At 44.0% G+C, this 23,816-nt stretch carries 21 protein-coding genes; 11 read left to right on the plus strand and 10 right to left on the minus strand.

All coding sequences use genetic code 11. The features are described 5' to 3' along the window. Positions 1-454: 454 nt before the first annotated feature. From J7529_RS03960 to J7529_RS03970, 3 genes are all read right to left on the minus strand, one after another. Complete coding sequence (locus J7529_RS03960) at positions 455-2,512, minus strand: DUF6077 domain-containing protein (RefSeq protein WP_318727922.1); 2,058 nt, start codon at positions 2,510-2,512, stop codon at positions 455-457. A gap of 401 nt (positions 2,513-2,913) precedes the next feature. Next, complete coding sequence (locus J7529_RS03965) at positions 2,914-4,794, minus strand: mechanosensitive ion channel domain-containing protein (RefSeq protein ID WP_318727923.1); 1,881 nt, start codon at positions 4,792-4,794, stop codon at positions 2,914-2,916. Further along, positions 4,791-5,369, minus strand: coding sequence for an FHA domain-containing protein (locus J7529_RS03970; protein WP_318727924.1), 579 nt, complete (start codon positions 5,367-5,369; stop codon positions 4,791-4,793). Before J7529_RS03970 ends, J7529_RS03965 begins: the two co-directional genes overlap by 4 nt. 200 nt (positions 5,370-5,569) lie before the next feature. Here J7529_RS03970 and J7529_RS03975 point away from each other — a divergent pair, with 200 nt between their 5' ends. The 8 genes from J7529_RS03975 to J7529_RS04010 all read left to right on the plus strand — a co-directional run bounded on the left by J7529_RS03975 (position 5,570) and on the right by J7529_RS04010 (position 15,851). Next, complete coding sequence (locus J7529_RS03975; RefSeq protein ID WP_318727925.1) at positions 5,570-6,052, plus strand: type II toxin-antitoxin system VapC family toxin; 483 nt, start codon at positions 5,570-5,572, stop codon at positions 6,050-6,052. After that, a complete protein-coding gene (locus J7529_RS03980; protein WP_271939440.1) occupies positions 6,039-6,230 on the plus strand; it encodes a hypothetical protein in 192 nt (63 codons plus the stop codon). Before J7529_RS03975 ends, J7529_RS03980 begins: the two co-directional genes overlap by 14 nt. Before the next feature lie 70 nt (positions 6,231-6,300). Then, a complete protein-coding gene (gene phnC, locus J7529_RS03985; protein WP_318727926.1) occupies positions 6,301-7,050 on the plus strand; it encodes a phosphonate ABC transporter ATP-binding protein in 750 nt (249 codons plus the stop codon). 129 nt (positions 7,051-7,179) lie between these two features. Then, entirely contained in the window at positions 7,180-10,674 is a 3,495-nt protein-coding gene (locus J7529_RS03990) for a PAS domain S-box protein (protein WP_318727927.1), read from the plus strand. A 103-nt stretch (positions 10,675-10,777) separates the two neighbouring features. Further along, on the plus strand, positions 10,778-12,280 hold the full coding sequence (locus J7529_RS03995; RefSeq protein WP_318727928.1) for an adenylate/guanylate cyclase domain-containing protein: 1,503 nt from the start codon (positions 10,778-10,780) through the stop codon (positions 12,278-12,280). Beyond that, positions 12,277-13,140 (plus strand): DMT family transporter, encoded by an 864-nt coding sequence (locus J7529_RS04000; RefSeq protein ID WP_318727929.1) that lies wholly within the window; start codon positions 12,277-12,279, stop codon positions 13,138-13,140. The genes J7529_RS03995 and J7529_RS04000 overlap by 4 nt, the downstream gene beginning before the upstream one ends. Before the next feature lie 69 nt (positions 13,141-13,209). Further along, on the plus strand, positions 13,210-15,348 hold the full coding sequence (gene glyS / locus J7529_RS04005; RefSeq protein ID WP_318727930.1) for a glycine--tRNA ligase subunit beta: 2,139 nt from the start codon (positions 13,210-13,212) through the stop codon (positions 15,346-15,348). Between the two features lie 158 nt (positions 15,349-15,506). After that, positions 15,507-15,851, plus strand: a complete 345-nt coding sequence (locus tag J7529_RS04010) for a hypothetical protein (RefSeq protein WP_318727931.1) — start codon at positions 15,507-15,509, stop codon at positions 15,849-15,851. A gap of 364 nt (positions 15,852-16,215) precedes the next feature. On the opposite strand, the gene J7529_RS04015 is transcribed toward J7529_RS04010, so the two are convergent. From J7529_RS04015 to J7529_RS04025, 3 genes are all read right to left on the minus strand, one after another. Continuing rightward, positions 16,216-16,455 (minus strand): CopG family transcriptional regulator, encoded by a 240-nt coding sequence (locus J7529_RS04015; protein WP_271939426.1) that lies wholly within the window; start codon positions 16,453-16,455, stop codon positions 16,216-16,218. Between the two features lie 138 nt (positions 16,456-16,593). Beyond that, a complete protein-coding gene (locus tag J7529_RS04020; protein WP_318727932.1) occupies positions 16,594-16,722 on the minus strand; it encodes a hypothetical protein in 129 nt (42 codons plus the stop codon). 84 nt (positions 16,723-16,806) lie between these two features. Then, positions 16,807-17,499 (minus strand): class I SAM-dependent methyltransferase, encoded by a 693-nt coding sequence (locus tag J7529_RS04025; RefSeq protein ID WP_318727933.1) that lies wholly within the window; start codon positions 17,497-17,499, stop codon positions 16,807-16,809. 120 nt (positions 17,500-17,619) lie between these two features. Here J7529_RS04025 and J7529_RS04030 point away from each other — a divergent pair, with 120 nt between their 5' ends. Then, entirely contained in the window at positions 17,620-18,741 is a 1,122-nt protein-coding gene (locus J7529_RS04030; protein ID WP_318727934.1) for a WD40 repeat domain-containing protein, read from the plus strand. A 277-nt stretch (positions 18,742-19,018) separates the two neighbouring features. Further along, positions 19,019-19,783, plus strand: coding sequence for a HEAT repeat domain-containing protein (locus tag J7529_RS04035; RefSeq protein ID WP_318727935.1), 765 nt, complete (start codon positions 19,019-19,021; stop codon positions 19,781-19,783). A gap of 59 nt (positions 19,784-19,842) precedes the next feature. Here the strand turns inward: J7529_RS04035 and J7529_RS04040 are convergent, their stop codons facing one another. After that, entirely contained in the window at positions 19,843-20,427 is a 585-nt protein-coding gene (locus J7529_RS04040; protein WP_271939419.1) for a DUF3611 family protein, read from the minus strand. Positions 20,428-20,917: 490 nt separating this feature from the next. Between J7529_RS04040 and J7529_RS04045 the strand changes: the two genes are divergently transcribed. Continuing rightward, the gene (locus J7529_RS04045) at positions 20,918-21,313 is read left to right on the plus strand and encodes a PadR family transcriptional regulator (protein ID WP_271939416.1); all 396 of its coding nucleotides are present in this window, start codon (positions 20,918-20,920) and stop codon (positions 21,311-21,313) included. Between the two features lie 475 nt (positions 21,314-21,788). Here J7529_RS04045 and accD read toward each other — a convergent pair whose 3' ends face one another. Genes accD through J7529_RS04060 form a run of 3 tightly spaced genes read right to left on the minus strand, consistent with a single transcriptional unit; the run spans position 21,789 to position 23,792 of the window. Further along, complete coding sequence (accD, locus tag J7529_RS04050) at positions 21,789-22,754, minus strand: acetyl-CoA carboxylase, carboxyltransferase subunit beta (RefSeq protein WP_318727936.1); 966 nt, start codon at positions 22,752-22,754, stop codon at positions 21,789-21,791. A 35-nt stretch (positions 22,755-22,789) separates the two neighbouring features. Further along, complete coding sequence (locus J7529_RS04055) at positions 22,790-23,005, minus strand: hypothetical protein (protein WP_271939410.1); 216 nt, start codon at positions 23,003-23,005, stop codon at positions 22,790-22,792. Positions 23,006-23,009: 4 nt separating this feature from the next. Then, positions 23,010-23,792, minus strand: a complete 783-nt coding sequence (locus J7529_RS04060) for a prepilin peptidase (protein ID WP_271939467.1) — start codon at positions 23,790-23,792, stop codon at positions 23,010-23,012. Positions 23,793-23,816 lie beyond the last annotated feature (24 nt).

A 23,816-nucleotide genomic window follows, 5' to 3' on the forward strand; every position in this document is an offset into this window, starting at 1 on the left:
TTCTGTTGTTGATTCCTTGATTTCTATCTTCAGCCTTCCTACCATTTTTCTCTCTCCTTTGATATAATCTTTACACAGATCCCCTTGCCCTTAGCGATCGCACCCCTTTCACCCCCCCTCAATTGTAGCAAACATTTAAGGATTTGATATAACTCTCCCTTTCTCTGCTATAGTCATTTTAATTAAGATTGACACACCAAGGTTTATCTACAACAACGGTATCTGTAGGGGCGAACGGCCGTTCGCCCCTACAACCATGTCCCATCCTTAATTACAACAACTATATATGTTGTGGAAGCGAGTTTAAAACTTGCCCCTTTCTCCTACTACCAGCTCTGTGATTGATGTTATTCGGGCTGTAGCCCTGGACTTAATTAATCCGAAATATTTAAGAAATTAGTTTGCTTATTGTTGCTACTGTACTTTATGATAGCGCGAAGCATCGCATACATAATTATAAAATCCAAAGAGCATAATGATCGATGATGGTTACCTGAAAACCTAATGAGGAGAGAATAGCATTAATTTCGGGTTCCCAGGGATTACTCAGGGGGACAATGGCTGCTTTTATGGAGAGTTGAGGAATAGAAGATTGTAAAACTTGGGGAGCGTTTGAGGGACGATTTACGCCACTAATATATTGGGATAAAATACGGCGCTGCTGTGCTTCTAATTCAGGGAAAAAGTTGGTGACGTTTAGATAGCTTTCGGTGACAACAATGGGATATAGGGGAGTTCGAGGGACAATCATCCATCGGGCTAGTTCATCTCCAGCGACTTCTTCACCTACAGGAGAAGCGGGAGCTAAGACATAGCTTCCAGGGGGAACTTTAGCTTGAATGCGGTTAATGAGATCGAGCCGTTCTTGGGGGAGTTTGGGTTGGGGAGGAAAGCGGTATTGAATATGGTTAAAGTCGATTTGGGGAGAGTAGGGGTTAGGGGAAAGGGCGGTGGTAAGAACAATCAGAGCGGTGGAGACGAAGGCATAAAAGGTGATTTTAGCTTGCTTTTGATAGTGGAAAAAGGAAGAGGATATGAGAGGAAAACTGAGTAAAATGCCAAGAAGAAGATGGCGAGGAATGATCCACCATAAGCGGCGAAACGTGGGGACTCCGGTGAGGTTAACTGCCCAAAATTCTTGCAGGAAGGGATTCATAAATAGGAGCATAAAGATGAGGATTGTCCCTAGAAGAAATCGGCGCAGGTTGAGATCGGTTAAAACTGCCCAACTGGCTAAAGTGGCTACCCAAAAAAAGTATCCTCCCATGCCGTGTTTGAGGTGTAGCACGAAGTCGTTATTGATAATAGCTTCAAAGTTGAGATTGCTCATGTTGGGGGAGGAGGTTTTGACTTGGGTGATGAAGAGGAGGGCGATCGCCAACGGATAAGCACAAGTCGTCAAAACAGATACCGCTATCCAGGTGGCTTTCCTAGTAGGATTCCAATATCCGCAAGTGGTGAGAAATACTGTCAGAGGAGCGGCATAGAGAGCGGTAGAGCTACAGCCGACGGCGGCAATATTAGCCAAGGTGAGAATCATCCATTTCCAAGCACTAGGTGCAGTTAGATACCGGAGAGTATAGACAATAATCAGGGGGACGAGGATGGCAACAAAAAGGGGTTTTCCCTGTTGCAACCGCGCTAGGGAGAAATTTCCTAACCCAGCAGCCGTGGTTAAAATTACTAATAAAAAAGTGGTAACAGTGGTGACACTTAACCAGTGACGAGGGACGATCGCCCGGAAAAAGAGAGCAGAGGCAAAAACAACTAGGGGTGCGATCGCTAAGGGTTGCCAGAAGTTACGAACCCAGAGATGGGAAATGCCGGTTATTTGGCTGATGACTGCGGCTAAAAGTTCGATTGAATGCACCCGATAGACGGGTAACAGTAGGGGAACATTGGGCACACCATGCATCGTGTCTTGTACCATCAGGGGGCGATCGGGATGATCTAGAGCGGCTACCATCAGGTTTAGATAAAAGGCATCATCCCCATGGGTACGATGGATAATCGCTGTAGCGATAATAGCGAGAGCGCCTAATCCAAGCAGCCATTCCCAGGAGGCAATAGTCGGTGATTTTAAGACCAAATTTTCTGGAGATTTGCGGAGCAGTTGCCCGTAGGAAATGGTTAATCCCAACGTGGCTAGACTCCAAAACAGGACAAAATTATCCGTAATTCCATAAATGATGACTAGGATTACTGCTATACCCAAAGGAAGCGCTAAATCTTTTCCAAGCTGCTGTTTAGGACGTTCTGGGCTGTCTTTTGCTAGGGAGAATGAGTCAGGAATAACAGTATGAAAACTGAGGAAAAAACCGACAATGGCTAAAATAAGGGCGATCGCGGAAAATGGTAATAGAGTCTCAAATGTCGCTTGACGCAACACCATGGTATTACACAACAGCGTCCATACCCCAATCAGCCAAACCCAAGATAAACAGGACACTTCAACGATTAATCCTGCCCATCCTTGGCTCTCCTTCATCTGGGTGAAATTGGTAAAATTCATAGCAATCCTAAAACGGTTAATCCAGCCAAACCTAATGGATTATACAGGGATCTACCGTTGACAGCTAGAGCAAGTCCTAAATATAATCCTAATCGTATGAAATTATTTTAGATCTAAAGGAGTAAAACAATTGAGTGAGGAATGCTTTAGTTTATGATGGCAAACCATTATTGGAAAATTCTTAGAATTGTATTGTATAGAAATTCTTTCTTCTATGGAGTACAGCTTGACAGCTAGACTCCAAGCAATATAATCGATTGCCTATTGACTAGTACTTCGCGCTCTCTTGAATTTTAAGAATTCCGCTATCAATCAGGATAGAGTAAGTTGAAAATTTATAAGTTATGACTTACTCTATTTTGGGGGCTGAGTATCACTTCGTTTTAGCCAAGCTACAACCTTCAATCAGCATAAAAGCGGTAAAAGTCATAACTATCTTGAAAAGGGATATCTTGAAAAGCGTGATGAATGATTTGGCGATCGCACAGCACCTGCCCTAACGCCACCGCTTGTACTTGTTTCAGCTTCAGTTCTCTCATCCACCAATCTACCGCTTCGGCAGCCACAAACACACCCGGATAGAAATTCCCCCGATACCATCGATCCTTGATTTCTACTCCTTCTTCCCCTTGCATTCTCTGCACTAGATACGCTAATGCTGTATCGGTTAACTCTAAGGGGGAACTATTCTGGGGTTGGGGATTTTCTTTGCCTTTTTGCAACTGCTCTACAACTCGGTCTAAATGGGTCGATCGCAAACGTAAATCCCGTTGAGGATAAGGAATCTCCATTTTATAGTAGCGCAGTGCTCTCTCTAAGCGAAAATAGAGGTCACTTTTAAGATTAAACTGTTGGCGCGGTTCCCTCATCCACACCAATAACTCAAAATCCAAAGAACTCTCCCCAAACCCCTTAAATAAAACATGGGGAGGAGGTTCAACCATCACATCTGGATGTAATTTAGCCGTATTCAGCAGGACAGAGCGTACCTGTTCTGGGTCACAATCGTAGGAGACTCCCACCGGTAAGCGCAACCGCGACACGGGGTTACCATGGCTCCAGTTAATCACCTCGGTTTCCAAAAACCGGGAATTGGGTACAATGATGGACACCCGATCCAAGGTTAAAATCTGGGTACTACGAGCGCCTACCTGTTCCACCGTTCCCATTAAGTTGGCTACTTCTACAAAATCTCCCACTTGTACATGGCGCTCGAAGGTAATAATCAAACCACTAATCAAATTATTGGCGATATTTTGCAGTCCAAACCCAATCCCTACCCCCAACACACTGGCGATAATCGTGAGGGAGCTAACATTCAATCCCCAAATTTGTAAAATAATGAGTAAGCCTAAAAACATGAGTAGGGATTGCACCAACACCCCTAAAACATCTTGCACGGCGCGATCGGTATCCGTAAAGGCTAGGACACGGTTGCGGAAGAGCCGAGTGAGCGATCGCACCCCAAACCATAATCCCACCGTCAAGGCAATCAATGTCAGCAGATCCAGCAGAGAATAACTATTCTCATTCAGGATAAAAACTGGGTCAGTTAAACTCTGGAAAACGAGATCGAAGAGCCAATAGCGCGATCGCCGCAACCAGGGAAACAGATCCGTGAGATAATAGCCCACTGCATACCATAATCCCAACAACAGCCCCAAGCGGCCTAATTTCATTAACCGATGCAGTAATTGATCCGGGATTTGCAAGTGCCTAAACTGACATCTCTCGGAGTCGATCAACAGTCTGAAGTAATGCTCTGACAACTCCACCCCCTTATTCACCCCCACATGAAGGCCGATCGCCACCAAAAGCACTCCCAACATCACAAATACCGCTTCTCGCAGGTACTTAGCCGTACGCTCGTACTGAGCTGTTTCAATTCCGCTTAAAATCCAAGCCGCATAGCGCCGTGCTTGGAATTCTGTGGTTCGCTCGCCCCGCACATCCACCGGAGTCACGGTTAACAAATAAGTATCATTAAAACTTAAAATCGATTGCTCATTATCCCGGTCGATCGAGTATTTTGGCAGAGGTAAACCGTACTTTAAATGGGTTTGCAGCAATTGTTCAAGCTTCGTATTAATCACCTCTGCTCTCTCAGAAGCGGGAAAGCCCACAATCCCCCTAATTTCAAATAAAACCTTACCATCCATTTCCACCGTTGCCCGTTGTTCGATGGGGCTAAACGGAGAGCGTCCCCAACTCGGGTAAGCCACTAGAGTGAACCAACACACCAACAGGCTAATCAGTATCCAACGCCATCTCAACTGAATCATCTGTGCAATTCCAGACTTACCGCTTCTTCTACCGTAGGTCTAGAGGGTCTAGACTTCTCTAACAACCAACTCATCAGGGCCCAAGTTCCCACTGCCATACAACCTGCCATCAGTGCGCCGACCATACTAATGATCCAGGACTGAGACCACCAAGGCGTTGATGGGACTGGAGTTTGAGAATTCAGTGTAGATCGCCGGGCAGTTTCCGGTTCAGTCGCTTGCGGATCGGTCTGATTGACCAACGTTAATGTGATGGGATAGGGGCCAATTTCGATCCGGTCTTGACTCTGAAGAGGTAAGGTTCCTTGCTGCAAGAGATGATTATGTAATCGAGTCCCATTAACACTATGGTCAGTCAATAGGATCTGCTTGCCTTCGAGGGTAATTAAGGCATGGAACCGAGAGACTTTCTTATGGTTGAGGACGACGGGGGTAACCATCTTATTCTCCACGGTTTTGGGCATTGCGTCCTCCTCTCGACCGAAGGCAACAGGTAAGGGAAATAGGTAGTCTTGGCGATCGCCCGTTTCCGGATCTTGCCAAGTTAACTGAATCAAAAACGGCTCCTCAGACATAGGGAAAGGGCAAACATGGTTGTTTATAACCTATAGTTTTAGCGTTGAATTGACAACGATGAGCGCTCATAAAGGCAAAAAATAGGCAAGCTCTTACTGCCTATTGCTTAGGGCGAAGTTCTAGATAGCGATCTCCTTACCCAATTCTGCATACAGGGAAATATTGGGATATCATAGGTGATTAGCACTCAACTAATATTATGCCTAGTGTTTACCTTGAAACCTCAGTTATTAGCTACCTTACGGCACGCCCTAGTCGTGACCTTATTATTGCTGGGCATCAACAAATCACTAGCGAGTGGTGGATAACCGAACGTCCTAAATTTGAGATTTATATTTCAGAACTCGTTATTCAAGAAGCTCGTAGGGGAGACTCTAATGCTGCACAAGAAAGATTAGACTTACTGGAACCCCTAGCTGCTTTAAAAATTTCTCCTCTTGCCCTACAACTGTCTGAACTCTTTTTACAGAAAGCTGCTATTCCCCAAACAGCAGCAGCCGATTCTCTGCATATTGCGATCAGTGTGATCAATGGGATAGATTATTTACTCACTTGGAATTGCAAACATATTGCCAATGCCATAACCCGAAAAAAGATTGAACAAATCTGTCGTGAAAGGGGTTATGAACCCTCAGTTATTTGTACCCCTGAAGAATTAATGGAGGATAATGATGAAACGTGACCCCATTGTGGAAGAAGTCCGTCAAGCACGAAGGGCGTATATGGAGGAGTGCAATAACGATCTACAAACTCTATATGAGGATCTTAAACGTCAGGAAGAACAGAGTCAAAGAACGTACTATTCTTTTGAGCCAAAACCCTCTCCATTCAAACTTACAGGAATTTCTTCTAGCCAGTAGTAGGCTGGCAAGTTTAAGAATGATTAATTATTGAATGGTTAATGGTTAAAGTGTTGATGGGAGGACTCAGTTGCTTAAAGTTGAAGGACTGACCAAAATTTATTCTGGAAATCAAATGGCCTTAGATGAGGTCAGTTTTACTCTGGTTCCTCACCAGTTTACCGCCGTGCTGGGGTTGAGTGGAGCTGGAAAAACGACCTTGATGCGGTCTATTCTACAACTGATGCCTGTCGATCGCGGTCGAATTTGGTTTGGAAATCAAGAGCTAACCAACACTTCACCCAAGGAATTACAAAAAATTCGCGCTCAGATCGCCTTAGTTGCCCAACAGTTTAATTTAGTCCGTCGTCGCAGTGCCTTAGAAAATTGTTTGGGAGGACGGTTGCGGGAGGTATCCCTATGGCAATGTTTGAGCGGACAGTTGCCGCGATCTCTATTACTCGAAGGAATGGCTGCCCTAGAGCGGGTTAAACTGATGGATATAGCCTTTCAACGAGCCGATTGCCTATCGGGAGGACAACAGCAACGGGTGGCGATCGCCCGTGCTCTAACACAAAATGCTCAGTTAATCTTAGCGGATGAACCAGTAGCCAGTCTCGATCCGCAGACTTCCCATCGTATCTTACAGATTTTGCGATCGCTCTGCGAGCAAGAAGGATTAACCGTTTTATGTAATTTACATCAAGTGGACTTAGCCCAAACCTATAGCGATCGGATTTTGGGGCTACAAGCTGGCAAATTAGTCTTAGATGTAGCCACCGATCAACTCACTCCAGAGCAATTAAGTTATCTTTATACTGATATTCCCCAACTCACTTAAAGAAATACCGATTTGCATTTATCATAAGTATCAATCCGACTCAGCCCAGGCAGGTTGTCTATTCAAACACCCTAGAAATCACTCTGATCTGGCTTAAGCGTCTTGTTGTTTTCTTGGGAGTTTGCAAATATGCTTCATCCCCTTCCATCTTCACCGACTAGACTCATTATCGCCCATCCCCAACCGGAATCTTTAGCGTGGCTCTCTACCTTTTTACTGGAACAAGGGTATCATCTCGAATGGGCTACCGCTCCTTCCCAAGTGATTCCCTTACTTGATGCGGTAGATCCAAGTTTGATCTTCGTAGAAGTGAGTATCCCCAGCTTTCTCGCCCTAGAACTCTGTGAGTCCCTTCACACCGATCCGAGTCATAAAAATGTACCCATTTTTGCTCTAAATTCCTCCGGTACTTCCGTGGATAGAATTGCCTTTTTTGAAGCTGGAGTTAAGGATTATCTAGTGTGCCCCCTCAGCTTAATCGAACTGCGCGTTAAAGTTGAGAGTTATATTCAATACAACAGAAAAGACAAAGAAAATGTCGCTTTATGGCGATCGCTCCAGAAAAAAGACTATATTATTGAACAACTAGAAGCCAGTTGGGTCTTATCAGAAGAACGATTTCATAAAATCTTCTTTTCTAGTCCAAGTTTGCTGTTTTTGATGAGCTACGATCAGGGCACAATATTAGAAATAAATGAACACTTCATGGCATATACTGGCTACGATAGGGCGGAGGTGATTGGAGAAAAAATATCTAACTTGAAGTCCTTTTTATTCTCTGAAGATTGGGATTCTTTAGTTCAGAGACTTGAACAACAACAAGAACTGTCTAATATTGAAATTATCTTCAAAAACAAGGACAATCAACAAAGAATTGGCTTGATATCAGTCCAAATCATTAAACTGGGCGGCCAAAAGTATTTGTTATTCAACATTAATGATATCACTGAATTAACACACTCCAAGCAGTTATTACAAAACTCTGAAAATCAGCTTTTAGCCATGTTTGGGGCGATGGATGAAGCAATTATGGTCTTTAACTATGAAGGGAACTGTATTAAAATTGCTCCCACTCGCTCTCCGATCAGCTTGTACCACCAAAAACAAAAATCACCTCAAAAAAATGAATATCTTATTCCCTCTCAAATAGCTGAATTTAAAAAGTATTGGACGCGGTATGTCATCGATCAGAGAACAACCATAGAAAATCTTGAATACTGTTGGCCAATTGAAGGACAAGAACATTGGTTTATGTCCACAATTTCTCCCTTAAACAAAGATACAGCTATTTGGGTTTCCCGTGAAATTACTCATCGAAAAGAGACAGAAAGAAAACTCGGGTTACTGGAGAGAGCGATCGCCGCCAGCACCAATGGTATTACTATTAGTGACTCCACTAAACCCGGAAATCCGATCATCTACGTCAATTCCGGATTTGAAAAACTAACTGGTTATACAAAAGCTGAAATTCTTGGTCGAACTTGTACCATTTTGCAAGGAGACGATCGGGAACAATCCGGATTAACGATTTTAAGAAAAGCTCTAAAAGAGAAAAAAGCTTGCCGAATTACTCTCAAAAATCACCGCAAAGATGGCACAGTTTTCTGGAATGACCTCTCCTTATCGCCCATTTTCAACGAACAACAAGAACTCGTCTATTATATCGGTGTGCAAACCGATGTTACCGAACTACAGTTGGCTAAAGATACCCTCAATCAACAATATCATTTGTTGGAACAAGAAATAGAAGAGCGCAAACGAATCGAGTCTGCACTGCGGAAAAGTGAAATGAAGTATCGCCAATTGGTGGATTCGGCTAACAGCATCATATTGCAAGTTGATTGTAAAGGTAATGTCGTATTTTTTAACGAATTCGCCCAACGTTTTTTTGGGTATACAGAAGCAGAAATTATCGGTCAAAATGTTAAAGGTACAATTGTGCCAAACCAAGATATAGAGGGCAACACTCTACACTCCATAATCGATCATATTTTAGAGAACACAGACCAGTATGTTACCTATGAAAACGAAAATCAACTCAAGAATGGCGATCGCGTCTGGATTGAATGGACGAATCGTATACTACATAATGAATCTGGAGATATAACCGGTATACTCAGTGTAGGCATGGATGCCACAGCCCGGAAACAGACTCAACTGGCCCTACAAAGTGCCAAACAAGCAGCAGAAATTGCCAATCAAACCAAAAGCCAATTTATTGCTCGTATGAGTCATGAATTACGCACTCCTCTGAATGCAATCTTAGGATTTACCCAAATTCTGAGGCGAGAATCTCTTGTTAGTTCTGAACACCAGGAATATTTGCAAATTATCAATCGCAGTGGAGAGCATTTATTAGAACTGATTAATGATATTCTGTCCCTATCTAAAATTGAAGCCGGTAAAATTGGTCTCGAAGAAAGCTACTTTAATTTGCATCGTTTATTCTATGAAGTGCAGGATATTTTAAAACTCAAAGCTGACCAGAAAGGCATTTTGCTAGCAACCCTTATTAATCCCAACGTTCCGGGTTGGGTGATTGCGGATCAGAGGAAGCTGCGGCAAATTTTGATCAATTTATTATCTAATAGCGTAAAATTCACCCATCAAGGAGAAGTGAAAGTTCGGGTTTTTCCTGCACCTCAGAATAATCAGCTTCCGATCCAAGACTATATCTGGGAAATCCAAGATACGGGTGAAGGAATAGACTCACAGGAATTACCCTTATTATTTGAACCCTTTATGCAAACCAGCTCCGGGGTGAAATCTGGACAAGGGACGGGGTTAGGTTTGACTATTTGTAAACAACTGCTTCAACTAATGGGAGGGGATATTCATATCTCTTCCCAGGTGGGTGTGGGAACCTTAGTCAGAGTCCGACTGCCCTTACGAACCGTCCATCCGGAAGAAATTCCAGAGCAGAGAGTGGAAAAACAGGCGATCGCCTTAGCACCGAACCAACCCATCTACCGGATTTTAGTGGTTGATGACCATTGGGAAAATCGGCGACTGTTATTAAAACAACTCCAGCTTCTAGGATTTGAGCTGCATGAAGCCGAACATGGAGAACAAGCCTTAGACTTATGGAGAAGTTGGTCCCCCGATCTGATCTGGATGGATCTACGAATGCCAGTGATGGATGGGTATCAAGCCACTCGCTTGATTCGGATGCAAGAACAAAACACCGGCCGAGCTGCCATTCCGATTTTAGCCCTCACAGCCAGCGCTTTGGAAGAAGACCAAATCTTGATCGAAGAGGCTGGATGTAACGAATTGGTTTATAAACCCGTTACCCAAGCCGTTTTATTAGACAAAATGAGTCATTATTTAAGTATAGAGTACGTCTATGAAACCAGTGACGATCGGGAAATGATTGCACACCCGGTTGATCGGACAGAAGCACTATTAAATGGAACGCAGTTAATGAAGATGCCCATGGATTGGCTTAATCAGTTACATCAAGCTGCCACTCAAGCCGATGAAGAGTTTATTCAAAAACTATTGCAAGAGATTCCAGAGGCTGAGTCCGACTTAAGGGAGGCGATCGCCGATTTACTCCACCATTACCGCCTAGATCGGATTCTCGATGCTACCCTAGAGGCAATCGAGGGTTTGGCGTATTGAACTGAGGATCGATCCAAATGTTATAACGGGGAAGAGGCGATCGAGGCTCAGAAAGTTCGACTATTTTGTTCACGCCCCCCATTTTTCTTTGGGATTTCCGATAATGCAAGACCATACTGTTTTACCCTTGTCTAAGGATATTTTAGTCGTCGATGATAACCCGAATAATATTCGATTTTTATCCCATATCCTCACTCAACAAGGGTATCGTGTCCGCAAAGCTATTAATGGCGAATTAGCACTCAATGCTGTACGCCATTCTCAACCGGATTTAATCTTGCTTGATATTATGATGCCAGATATCAATGGTTACGAACTGTGTGAAAAGATTAAATCCCATCCAGAATATCGAGCAATTCCTGTTATTTTTGTCAGTGCATTAGGGAGCGATTTAGATAAAACCAGAGCCTTTCAAGTAGGAGGGAACGACTATATCACTAAACCGCTTCAAGTCACCGAAGTTCTCTCAAAAATCAACATTCAACTGAGCTTGCTTAACCTTCAAGAATTGCTCACACAGGAAGCTCAAGCTCGCCAAAAAGCGGAAGAAAACTATCGCAGTATTTTTGAAAATGCTATTGATGGCATGTTTCAAACCACTCCAGAGGGGCAATTTGTGAAAGCGAATTTAGCTCTCGCTAAACTCTATGGATATGATTCTCCAGAGGACTTAATTGATACAATCCCCAATATTAATGAAAATTTTTATGTTCGTCCTCAACGGCGAGATGAGTTTTTAGCCTATATGGAAAGTTATGAGTTTGTTGATGAATTTGAATCAGAAGTATATTGTAAGAACGGGGATAAAATTTGGATTTCTGAGAGTGTCCGTAAAGTCAAAGGTGAGAATTGCGATCTACTGTACTTTGAAGGAACAGTTCGCAATGTAACCGAAAAAAGGAAGATCGAAGAAGAATTGCGCAAACAAAGAACAATATCAGAAAAATTGCTTTTAAATATCCTTCCTCAATATATTGCCGAGAAGCTCAAAAAAAATCGCCATACTATTGCGGATTACTTGCCTGAAGTCACTGTTTTATTTGCCGATTTGGTTGGCTTTACAGAACTTTCGGCGAAAATAAACCCGACGGAATTAGTGGATTTGTTGAATCAAATATTTTCTGAATTTGATAAACTAACCCAGCATTATGGACTAGAAAAAATAAAGACGATTGGTGATTCCTATATGGTGGTCGGAGGCTTGCCTGTTTACCAGAATATACAAGAGGAAAAATCTATTAAAAGAGTTGCAAACTTGGCTTTAGATATGCAGGAAGTCATCAAAGAATTTAATCGTCCTTGTGTCCTAGAAAATCGGTTGGAACTGCGCAATAGTCAACCGTTTCAACTGCGAATTGGGATCAATACGGGGCCGGTAGTTGCTGGGGTTATCGGAGTGAGTAAATTGCAATTGGATTTGTGGGGAGATACGGTTAATGTAGCGTCTCGGATGGAATCTCAAGGTTTACCCGGTAAGATTCAAGTGACTCAAGCCACCTACGATCAATTACAAGATACATTTATTTTAGAAAAACGAGGCTCATTTACGGTGAAAGGACGAGGAAGAATGACGACTTATTGGCTATTGAGTGAGCGGGAAGGATGAGGACTCAATCTCGTTGGGTCGGCTGGTGCTGGGCATCTATTTGTATCTTGCTTTGGGGTTCGGCTTTTCCGGGAGTTCGTTATGTGGTACAAACGATTCATCCCCTCAATTTCGTGGCGTTTAGATTTTTGATTGCTTCTTTGGGACTAGCAGTGTTTGCTATGGTTTCTGGAAAAATTCGTCGCCCCCATTCGTCCGATTTACCCCGATTATTACTTCAAGGATGTTTAGGGGTTTCTTTCTATCATTTACTCTTATCTTGGGGGCAGACGGTGGTTCCCGCCGGTACGGCCAGCATTTTAAATGCTTCTAGTCCCTGTATAGCAGCGATTCTTGCCGCTACAATTCTCAAGGAATCCTTACCGCTTCAAGGGTGGTTAGGAATGGCTTTGGGGTTAGGGGGGATCGTATTAATTGTTCTGGGAAAAGGACAAGATTTGACTTTTGCTCTATCCTCTGGGCTGATTTTAATGGCAGCATTTTCCCAAAGCTTCTATTTTATCCTTCAGCGACCGTTTTTTGAGCGCTATTCTCCTTTAGAATTAGCCAGTTATACGGTCTGGTTGGGGACGTTGCCGATTCTGTTCTTTGTCCGATTTCCGGATACGCTGAACGTGGGTTTAGTGGTGGGTTATTTGGGGATTTTTCCAGGCGCGATCGCCTATATCGCTTGGACGTATACCTTAGCACATTTATCCACGGCCCAAGCTTCTAGCTTCCTCTATTTAGTGCCGATTATCGCTACCGCAATCGGTTGGCTGGTTTTGGGAGAACCCTTAACTCTGACTGTGGCGATCGCAGGTGCTATGATTCTGATGGGTGTATTTTGGGTTAATCAGAGCCAGAGCAAGGTAAACTAAGGACTCCAGCGATAAAGATGGTTTTCCCATTCCCCATTCCCCATTACCCATTACCGCGCAAAGCGCTCTATGTCTACATTCCTCTTAGAAGTTGGTACAGAAGAACTCCCTGCTGATTTTATCACCAGTGCGATCGCTCAGTGGCGATCTCTCATTTCCCAAAGTTTAGCAAACGACCTGCTGACACCCAGAAATATTGAGGTCTATGGGACTCCCCGTCGTCTCTGTGTCCTGATTGAGGGATTACCTCTGCAACAACCTGACCGAGAAGAAGAGATTAAAGGCCCTCCCGCTAAAGCTGCATTTAAGGACGGGAAGCCAACCAAGGCCGCAGAAGGATTTGCTAAAAAGCAAGGGGTAAAGGTAGAGGATTTCGAGATTCGACCGACGGAAAAGGGTGATTTTGTCTTTATTCGCAAACAAATTCCTGGCTGCGTAGTTCCCCAATTGTTGACTGCATGGGTTCCCCGATGGATTTCTGGATTAGAAGGAAGACGGTTTATGCGTTGGGGAGATGGTCAGATTCGCTTTCCCCGTCCCATTCGCTGGTTAGTGGCCCTGTTCGATCGGGAGGTACTGCCGATTATACTCGAAAATGGTTCAACTCCAATTTTTGGCGATCGCCTCTCCTACGGCCATCGCGTCCTCCATCCTCAACCGGTGAGTCTAGAGCAAGCATCGGACTATTTGGAGTCCATGGAGTCGATTTTTATTCAAGTTGATCCCCAAAAGCGGGAAGAAATCATTAAAGCTCAAGTTGAAGCGTGCGCGGAAAAATTAGGCGGATATGCACGAATTTCACCGGATTTACTGGCAGAAGTAACCCATTTAGTCGAGTATCCGACCGCAGTGACGGGTCAGTTTGATGATGAATTTCTCGAACTCCCCACGGAAGTGACGACGATGGAAATGGAGTCCCATCAACGCTATTTTCCCGTATTTAAATCGGCAGAATCTGGGGAATTGTTGCCCTATTTTATTACGGTTTCTAATGGTGACCCCGCCAAGTCAGACTTGATTGCCCAGGGAAATGGGCGGGTGATTCGCGCTAGGCTGGCTGATGGTCAGTTTTTCTATCAAGCGGATTTAGCGAAACCCTTGGAAAGTTATGTCGAGAAGCTCGAAACGGTTACATTTCAGGAAAAATTAGGCTCTGTTCGAGATAAAGTGGAGCGTATTCGTACTTGTGTTAAGGTTTTGGCCGAGCAACTCCAGTTAAGCAGTGAAGAGCGGGAATTATGCGATCGCGCGGCCCTATTATGTAAAGCAGATTTAGTCACGCAAATGGTCTACGAGTTCCCCGAATTGCAGGGAGTCATGGGAGAAAAGTATGCCCTTTGTAGTGGAGAACCGGAAACCATCGCTACGGGGATTGTGGAGCATTATCTACCCAAAGGTGCTGGGGATAGTTTACCGCAAACTCTGGTCGGTCAAGTGGTGGGAATGGGCGATCGCCTGGACACATTAATCAGTATCTTTAGTTTAGGCATGATTCCCAGTGGCTCATCCGATCCCTTCGCCCTCAGACGCGCAGCCAATGCCATTATTAGTATTACCTGGGAGGCTAACTTACCCCTGGATCTGCATCAACTCCTCGTCGATAGTGTAGCGTCCTGCTGGCCTAATGCAGATCTTCCCGATTTAGTCCCCACATTAGAAGACTTCTTCTTGCAACGCATCCGTACCCAACTCCAGGAAGACAAAGGGATTGATTACGATCTCGTCAATGCCATTTTAGGGGAAGATGACCCCGAATATGCCAGTCGCTCCTTAGCCGATCTGCTAGACTTGCTCAAACGCGCCCTATTTTTGCAAGAAATCCGCACATCTGGACAGTTAGACGCAATTTACGCTACCGTCAACCGTTCCGCTCGGTTAGCAGTTAAGGGAAGTTTGGACAAAGAACAACTCGATCCCGTGGGAGTCGTCAAACCCGACTTATTCGAGCAAGCGTCAGAACAAGCCTTTTACGATGCCATGGTAAAAATTGTTCCCCAAACCCAACGCTGTCAAGAAACGCGTAACTATCAAGATTTGGTCAATGCTTTAGCGGAAATTGCCCCTACCGTCAGTCGCTTTTTCGATGGCGAAGATAGCGTTTTGGTGATGGCAGAAGATGAAAATATACAAACTAATCGGTTAAATTTACTGGGAATTCTGCGGAATCATGCGCGGGTATTGGCGGATTTTGGGGCGATCGTCAATTAACCTCCCAAGAGTGTCAAGAAAACCGGTTTCTAGTCCCTAGCGGTGGGGTCGGGTTCAGGGAATTAATCCTTGTGTATCCTAAATTTGGGAGAACCCGCTCCTACACTATGTTTTTTCTATTGGAAGAGATATTCCGACTCTAAATGAATAATTTAAGAATGGAATTTACCTTACATGAATTGGAAGACGAAATTGATGGATTGAGCCGAGGGCACATGACTATTAAGGGTGAATATGGTATACATTCGTCAATGAACCAAACTCCCGATCAGTCAATGATGATTTTTCTAGCTATTTCTGAATTGTTAGATGGAATTCGTTATTTGGTTAATAATCCAACAAGGGAAAAGTATAAATTTATAGGAATGGATTGTTCTTTCAGTTTTACAGTAAAGAAAAAGAAAGACCAAATATTAATAATTAGGAAAAGTGATGAAATAATATCAAAAACTGATCGAAGTAATTTCATTCAAATATTTTTGAAGAAGTACAAAAATTTGTAAATAAATATGAAAGCGCTCTTGTCAAAGGTGAAATGGCAGGCGATTCGCTTTCTGTTTCAATAAATGATTTTGAGGATAGTTTTTATGATATTATTAATTTATAGTTGAATGGGATCGCGTTTGGATTTTAGAGTAGTATAATTGGTGCAAACGCGCCGTTTTTTCCGAGTAGGAATTCCTGAGAGGGTGAAATTGGCTAAAATGCGATTTGGGTAGGTAGCCCCACATCGAGTATAGCCTAGCCCGTGGGAATAAACCGGATTTCTACCCAAGTTGAGGACACCAACAAAAAGATACGCGAGAAACCTGGTTTCTGGGATTTGGGGGGGCAGGTTCAGATTATTCCATATCTTCCTAATTTTTCTCAAATCAACTCATCCCCAGGGATGGGTTCTGCGTTAGGAACTCTATCTAAGATTTGGTCAAAGTGGCTATAATCAGCTTGTTTTGCATAAGTCTCCAGCAAGTGAACTCTCTTCTGCGCTTCTATTTTCTCAGTTATGGCACTTAAGAGCCAGCGATCGAGGGAAACTTGTTTTTCTTCAGCCAAACGTTGAATTTCAGTCAATAATTCATCGGGTAACTTTAGAGAATAAGTATTCATTCGCCAACTTTCTCCTGTAATTTGAGAGACTGAACTAAACTTCCCGGTTTTACCACTTGAATTCCAAATAATTGGGCAGCAGGCAAAAAATCCTGAAGTTCTGTAGATTTTAATCTCGCTTCAAGACTTCAGTATACTCTAAAAATAAGGCTTCAGAAACGGCTGGTATAACCCATCGTTGACAAATGGCTTTAAGGAGAATAAACTAGCTCCTCTACGCGATCGCAATCCAGCAACCCAAATATTGGTATCAAAGACGTACATCATTCTATCGCCATGGGACTCACTCCAGGATATGGACTTTTTCTCTATTCTGACATAGAGGCGATCGCCATCTTTTCCTAGTATCTCCTACTCTATACTAGGCTTATACCCTCCGTATACGGAGAAATTGTAGTATTTCCAAATCACATCAATGTCCACAAAACCTATCTCTCGCAGCCACTCTACTTGACTCATGAGGGGGGAGGGATGATCTTCATCATAATGTTGAGGAATCCACTTTTCCTCGATTTCCTCTAGGGAAACTTGTCGCAGCATATACTCTCGCCATTGTTCCATATAACGCTCTTGCAGACGCGAATTAGAAGCTAATACCACATCAGCATTAAAAAAAAGACCGCCGGGAGCCAGCGAAGCATAAATTTGCTTGTAAAACTTTATTTTGTCACTATCATTAACCAGATGATGTAAGGCAAGTGAAGAAACAGCTACATCATAAACCGCATCAAATTCATACTCTTCAAAATTAGCCAGTTGATATCGTATATCTTCACCCTTACCGAGTTTAGTTTGGGCAATTTGCAACATTTTCTCGGCAATATCAACACAAGTAATCTGAGCGTGAGGATAAGTGTTTTTAATTCGTTTGGCGATTGTCCCTGTTCCACATCCAAGATCGACAACCCGAATCACCTGAGATGAACTAAAGGGAATTGCAGCCACGATCGCATCAAGCATTTGTTCGTAGTAAGGAATGAGACGACGTATAATCCCATCAAATTCTTGAGCTTCGCTTTCAAAATGTTGCTTGACGTTTTCCATCACTCGTTCTTCAATCTAGGTAAGAGATAGTAGCTAATATAATGTAACATCTAATCTAATGAGAGTAAATGGGTTCACCAACCGATCTCGCTAGATTGCCCTGTATCCAGAAGCAGCAAAATGTCAGAATCCTTTTCAGCAGATTGTCCTACCTCTCACTACTCATCATTCCAGCAGTTGCACACCCTAGAGGGGGGCGCTGTATACCAAGATATACTCTGGGCTTTTCCCTTCGCACTCACCCCTAATTCTCAACGATTAATCACCGTAGAGCTGCATAAGACGCTGAAAATTTGGGATTTCCAACAGGGATTACTTCAGGTATTTCTAGGCGATCGCCAAACATTGAGCCATGCACAATTTCTTCACTTAAGTCCTGATGGTAAGCGGTGTTACATCCTCTATCACGAGCGTCCGAATAGATATGAGAAACGATATTATATTGAAGTCAAAGATATCAGTACAGGAGAAATATTCAATACTATTGAGAGTAAACAAGACTGGATAGACTCCATTGTAGTGAGTCCAGATGAAAAACTCTTAACCCTCAGCAATCCTAGAAAAGGGTTTGAAGTTTGGGATCTACAAGCCAAGCACAAACTCTATTTTCAGCCCATTCCACCATCTCGATACTTGCGTCATTTTACCCTTCAATTTAGCCTGGATGGTCAACTCTTACTCTACAATGTGGATGGAAAAACCCAAATTTACAAGAGTTATAGTGGCACTCAACTTTACAGCATTCTCTGGGAAGACGGGGGGAACTATCGGCCGATCCATATCTGTGCAGATCGGACAACGGCTATAGGACTCGATTACCGTGGATTTATTCAACAATGGGAGCTAACGACGGGTGGTCTAATCCAACGTTGGCAATTACCCAATCCAGAGGTGTCTAAGGCAAGTTTCTTTAGTTCTGATGGTGTCGTGTTGTGTGGTGTTTTCAAAACCGGTGAAATCAAAATCTGGAACTGGAAAACGGGTGAGTTGCTCAACACCTTATACTGTCCAACCTATCACCAGCGAGGCTATCAATACTACTCGATTCAAAGAGTTCAATTTACTCGCGATAACCAATTTATGCTCACCAGTGGTACAGATTACACGATCCGCATTTGGGGCAATACCCAATATCAATCCTGCAACCCTCCATTTCGGTATGACCAGGATATGCACCAAAGACGTAGCGATCGCGAACAGTGGTTACTTGAAAATCTCTTTAGAGGAGCATTTAATGATTAAAGTAGAAATCGCACGTAGCCCTATAAAGCTCGTCCACCAATGGGGCGTATTGAGCAGCCAACTTACCATAGAGAAAAATTCTTTGCTTATCCCCTAACATCTCCACAGTTTTCTTGCCATCAACCCAACTATCTTTGAGATTCAACTGAGGCACGCTAAAATCAGGATGTAAAGCAACTAAATGACACTATATACAAAGGATTCAAGGAAAGCATAAAACCGGATTTTCCCTATTCCCTGTTGAGTCTGACCCCCAAGATTGAGTACACTGCAAGTTATGCAAATCAATGATAACGACCAATCTGTACTCAACGACAACGTTGACTTGAGTAGTCCCCTGGATAACCTAGGGCCCATCGAAGGTACTCCAGAGAGCGCCCCCCCTCCCGATCCAGAGGAAATGTTGCCTTTGCTAGAATCCCCAGTCACCCAAGAGCGGATGTTAGCAGCGAGGGTATTTTGTGAAATCCAAGACCATCGAGCGATTCCCCATTTAATTCGTCTATTGGGCGATCGCTGTCCTTTGGTGCGCGTCAGTGCAGCCTATGCTCTGGGCCGGAATCCCTCCTCAGAGGCGATCGAACCCATGATAGACCAACTACAGCGGGATTGGAACGGCTATGTCCGCAAGGGATTAGTCTGGTCTTTAGGCAATAATCGCGATCGCCGCAGTTTAAACCCTCTCATTGACTCCCTGCGTACTGATATTCCAGCCGTGCGTCTCTGGGCTGCTAGTGCTTTAGCCCAAATGGCCCAAGTTAGTTATGAAGCGATCATTAGCACGATTCCTCCCCTAATTCAAGGCCTGCGCCGAGACCCTATTCCCGCTATTCGCAGTAACTGTGCCTGGTCGTTAGGCCAATTAGCCCGCGAATTGCCCTCGAATGTGGTCTATGCTGGGGCGATCGATGGTCTGATTGAATCTTTTGTAGAAGATGAAGATCTAGGGGTACGCGAAGATGCGCGATCGGCTCTGCTGAAAGTCGGAGACCCCAGAGCCTTACAACTGATTGAAGAGTTAGAACAAGAAGGATGGTTTTAATTGGGGTTGAGGAAACAGGAAATAGACTATCTTCTAACTTCCCTGGCGGTTGTTATCGTTTAGGACTTAGGCCGATTGATAGCATTCAATAGCCAGAGACTGCCCACAATAGAGACAAAATGAGAGACCGTGGTATGAGTATTGCCGAGCAAGACAAATAAATCAATGGGTTCAATAAATCTTCCTAGATCCGCTCCTGTGGGAATTAAGCCCTGGGGTTGAAAGAGGGATTTACCCAGTAAAATACCCGTGATCGCTTCGGCAGCCAAGAGAGATAAGCTCATGCCCACAATATTACAGACCAGGCCAAATTTAATCATCTGGATGGTTGCAGCTTTAGTGGGACGCACGCTGCTATCAGGCGATCGCAATTGTCGTGCTAACCGAGTGTAGCGAAAGGCTTGCACAATGCTGAAATAGAGGACGAGGAGACCACAAATGGCAAAAAATGCCCCTCCTCCACGACCGGGGTCTTGAATTCCTGCCCTGGTCTCTTGACCAATTAAGGCAAACAGAAAGATGATAGAGGCGATCGCCCCTAATACCACCTGAGTCCAAAAGCTAATCCAAGCTGTCAGACGCAAGTTCCCCGAAAATTTCTCTACAGCGGGGGGAAGGGCATAGAATTGGTCGTTCTCAGGCATAGTGATTCGCTACAGCTCCATCCCTTAATCTAGCAGGAAACTCGAAGCGGCGATCGCCTCTCGATTCAGAATTATTTGTAGCTTCCAGAATAATTATGTTATCCTGCATGGTTGATAGGAATTGAGCGTATATCTTAGTGCCTCCAGCTCTGGATTCTAAGGGAAGCGCCTGTATCTATTGATGTAAGGAGTCAAGTGACTCACCGTCCTGTGTTCATACAGGGCTTTAGACTTTAGCTCAAAGGATTTCACCTGCCAATCGGGGTAACCATCAACTACTAAACCCAAAACACTGGCATTTGGGGCAACATATTTAGGCTTTTAGGCTCAATCGGGTGTGCATCTCAAAATGACCCAATATTTCTTTTCAACTTAACCTGAGCCAGTCTTTAACGTTTTGTAAGGGAATTTTCATAACCAGGGCTGCATTTACTCAAGTCCAGTTCATTGGCCTGATTTGAGTTCATTCATGCTTGTGCAGAGAAAAGCTATGACCTTTGATGAAATTTATCGTTTTTTTCAAGACCCACCACCGATTCACCTGAATACAGAATTAACAGTCTGTTATGTCTTGTCCATCTTGCTCAATAAAGACTCCTATGGAACTGAACTGATTCGAGTCCTAAAAAAACAGTATCCCCAATACCGCCTATCGGATACCGTCCTCTACAGCGCCCTCAAATTCTTGGAAGAGGAAGAGATGATCACCGGATATTGGAAGAAACTCGCTCGACGAGGACGGCCTCGCAGGATGTATCAGATCCAATATCGCGGACGCTCCCAAGCTCAAGAATTGGCGCTCTTGTGGCAAGACTATACCCGTAATGGGGCCCTGGAACTTGCTACTCCTGCCTTCAATCTTCGTCAAACTGTCTCCCAATCCTAGGCATTCTATGCCATTGAGAGAAGTTATATAGCAGAGAAAAGAAAAGTTAGGACACTTTCGATTGCTAGAGTACCTATTGCCTCGAACAATACCCTAACCGTCCTAACTTAACGAGTTCACTGCTATAGCGCTTCGCACTGGTCTAGTGATACCCTTTCTCTTTGATCGTGCAACTCATGAGTCCTGGAGAGACCAATTGCTCTCAACCACTTGTAAAGTGCAACTTCATACAGAAATAGTATGAGACGAAGCTCATTGCATCGATCACTGAGTAGACCAGACGTAGGGGTGAAAAGCTTTTCGTCCCTACATGCGGTCTTTTTAGCAATTAATTTCATCACAGGGCAAAGCGCTGTTATAGAGTAGAGTGTAGTCGTCTCGTGCATCAATACAGTGCTTTGCGATATTGTGGAGTACAATATCGAATCCCCAAACCCATATACCCCAATCCTATTCCCTAGCGCAAAGTGCTATATCAATTATCAACGGCCAAGTGATGGGTGTTGAGGGTAGGATCGGGCAGGGGATAGTTGGGAGAATCTCCATTGTGTTGTACCTTATCTATCGGTTTATGAACCTGTTCTACTCCTCCATGAAGACGCACCAACTGAGCTAAGGTTTTCTTCAGTTGGGTACGGGGAACAATTAAATCGACAAAGCCATGTTGCAGCAAATATTCCGAGGTTTGGAAATCATCTGGGAGCTTTTCCCGTAGGGTTTGCTCAATCACTCGTCGTCCAGCAAAACCAATGGTAGCTTTTGGTTCAGCCAGAATCAGATCGCCCAGCATAGCAAAACTGGCAATTACACCACCAGTGGTGGGATGGGTGAGGACGGGAATATATAATAAACCAGCTTCTTGATGGCGCTCTAAGGCTCCTGAAATTTTGGCCATTTGCATTAAACTGAGCATTCCTTCTTGCATTCTTGCGCCTCCAGAGGCACAAATAACGATCGCAGGGATTCGCTCTGAAGTAGCTTTTTCGAGCAGTCGGGTAATCTTTTCTCCCACTACTGACCCCATGCTGCCTCCCATAAAACCAAAGTCCATGACGGCTAGAGCGACTTGCAAGCCATCCAACTGACCTAAACCACTTTGTACAGCATCATTGAGATCGGTTTTAGCTTGATATTCTTTGAGGCGATCGCTATACCGCTTACGGTCTTTAAACTTTAAGGGATCATCGGGTTGCAAATGGGCATCCAAAGGAGTCCAGGTATTACGATCAATCAATTGAACAATGCGTTCATTACTATCTACCCGAAAATGGTGTTCGCATTCTAAACACACCATTTGATTTCCCTGTAAATCTTTTGTATAGGTTAAAACTCCACACATGGGGCATTTAGTCCATAACCCATCAGCAATTTCCCGTTCCTGACGTTCTGGACTGATGGGAGAATTTTTTTGTCTGTTGGCAAACCAATCAAATAAGGACATGAAAAATAAAGAGATTATCTAAAGTAAAAGGGACATTATTCGTCCGATATCTCCTCGATTTCGCTTAGAAGTAACAAAGCACTCCAACGATGTTCAAGGGCAACTTGTACGGCAGTGGGCGATCCCATCCCGAAATAGGAGACTACTCCACAATCAACTAGGCGAGTGGGAATTTCCTGGGCACTGAGTAACTGTTCCATCAGTTCTGCCTCCCAGCGAGTTGAGGTCGTGCGAATCGTAATCCAAGACACTCGATTATCCTATCAGGTTAGGCGAGAAAAAGAACTGTATATAAGCTGATATCATCCGATCGCCCCAGAAAATCGTCAGGGCCCCGCCGAGGGCAAGAAAAGGCCCAAAGGGCATTTTTTGACGGCGTTTGAGTTGGCCAGAGGCGATCGCCCCCACCCCAACACCAGCGCCAATCAAACAGGCAAGAAATCCTGATAATAACAGAAGTTTCCACCCCAACCAAGCCCCGATCGCCGCCGCGAGTTTAGCATCTCCCTCTCCCATGGCAGCTTGACCGAGCAGAAAAGACCCTAAAATAATAATAATTTCAAATAACCACAAGCCTAGGATTGCTCCAAATATGCCATCAAGAAATGGAGATGCCTCTCCTGCCCCTCGAAGCAGTTGATAGAGTAAACCCATGACGAGTCCAAACTGAGTGAGGACATTGGGCAAAGTGAAGGTATCCCAGTCAATCATGGCTAACACCAACAACCAACTCAAACAGAAGCAATATCCCACCGTTTCCCAAGAGAGGCCAAACTGGAGATATACTCCTAGAAATAGTAAACCTGTGATCGCTTCAATGGTGGGATAGCGCCAAGAAATGGGACTGTGGCAATAGCGACATTTTCCCCCCAACGCCAACCAACCAAACACCGGAATATTATCAGCCATACTCAAGCGATGGGAACAGAGGGGACAATGGGACGGAGGGAAGAGGATCGATAAACCGGCTGGAATGCGATAGATCGCCACATTTAAGAAACTACCGATCGCCAATCCTAATAATACGGCGATCGCCATACTGGGAATTTCAATCCACACCCG

It is taken from the genome of Roseofilum sp. Guam, assembly GCF_017746735.1.
GTDB lineage: Bacteria > Cyanobacteriota > Cyanobacteriia > Cyanobacteriales > Desertifilaceae > Roseofilum > Roseofilum reptotaenium.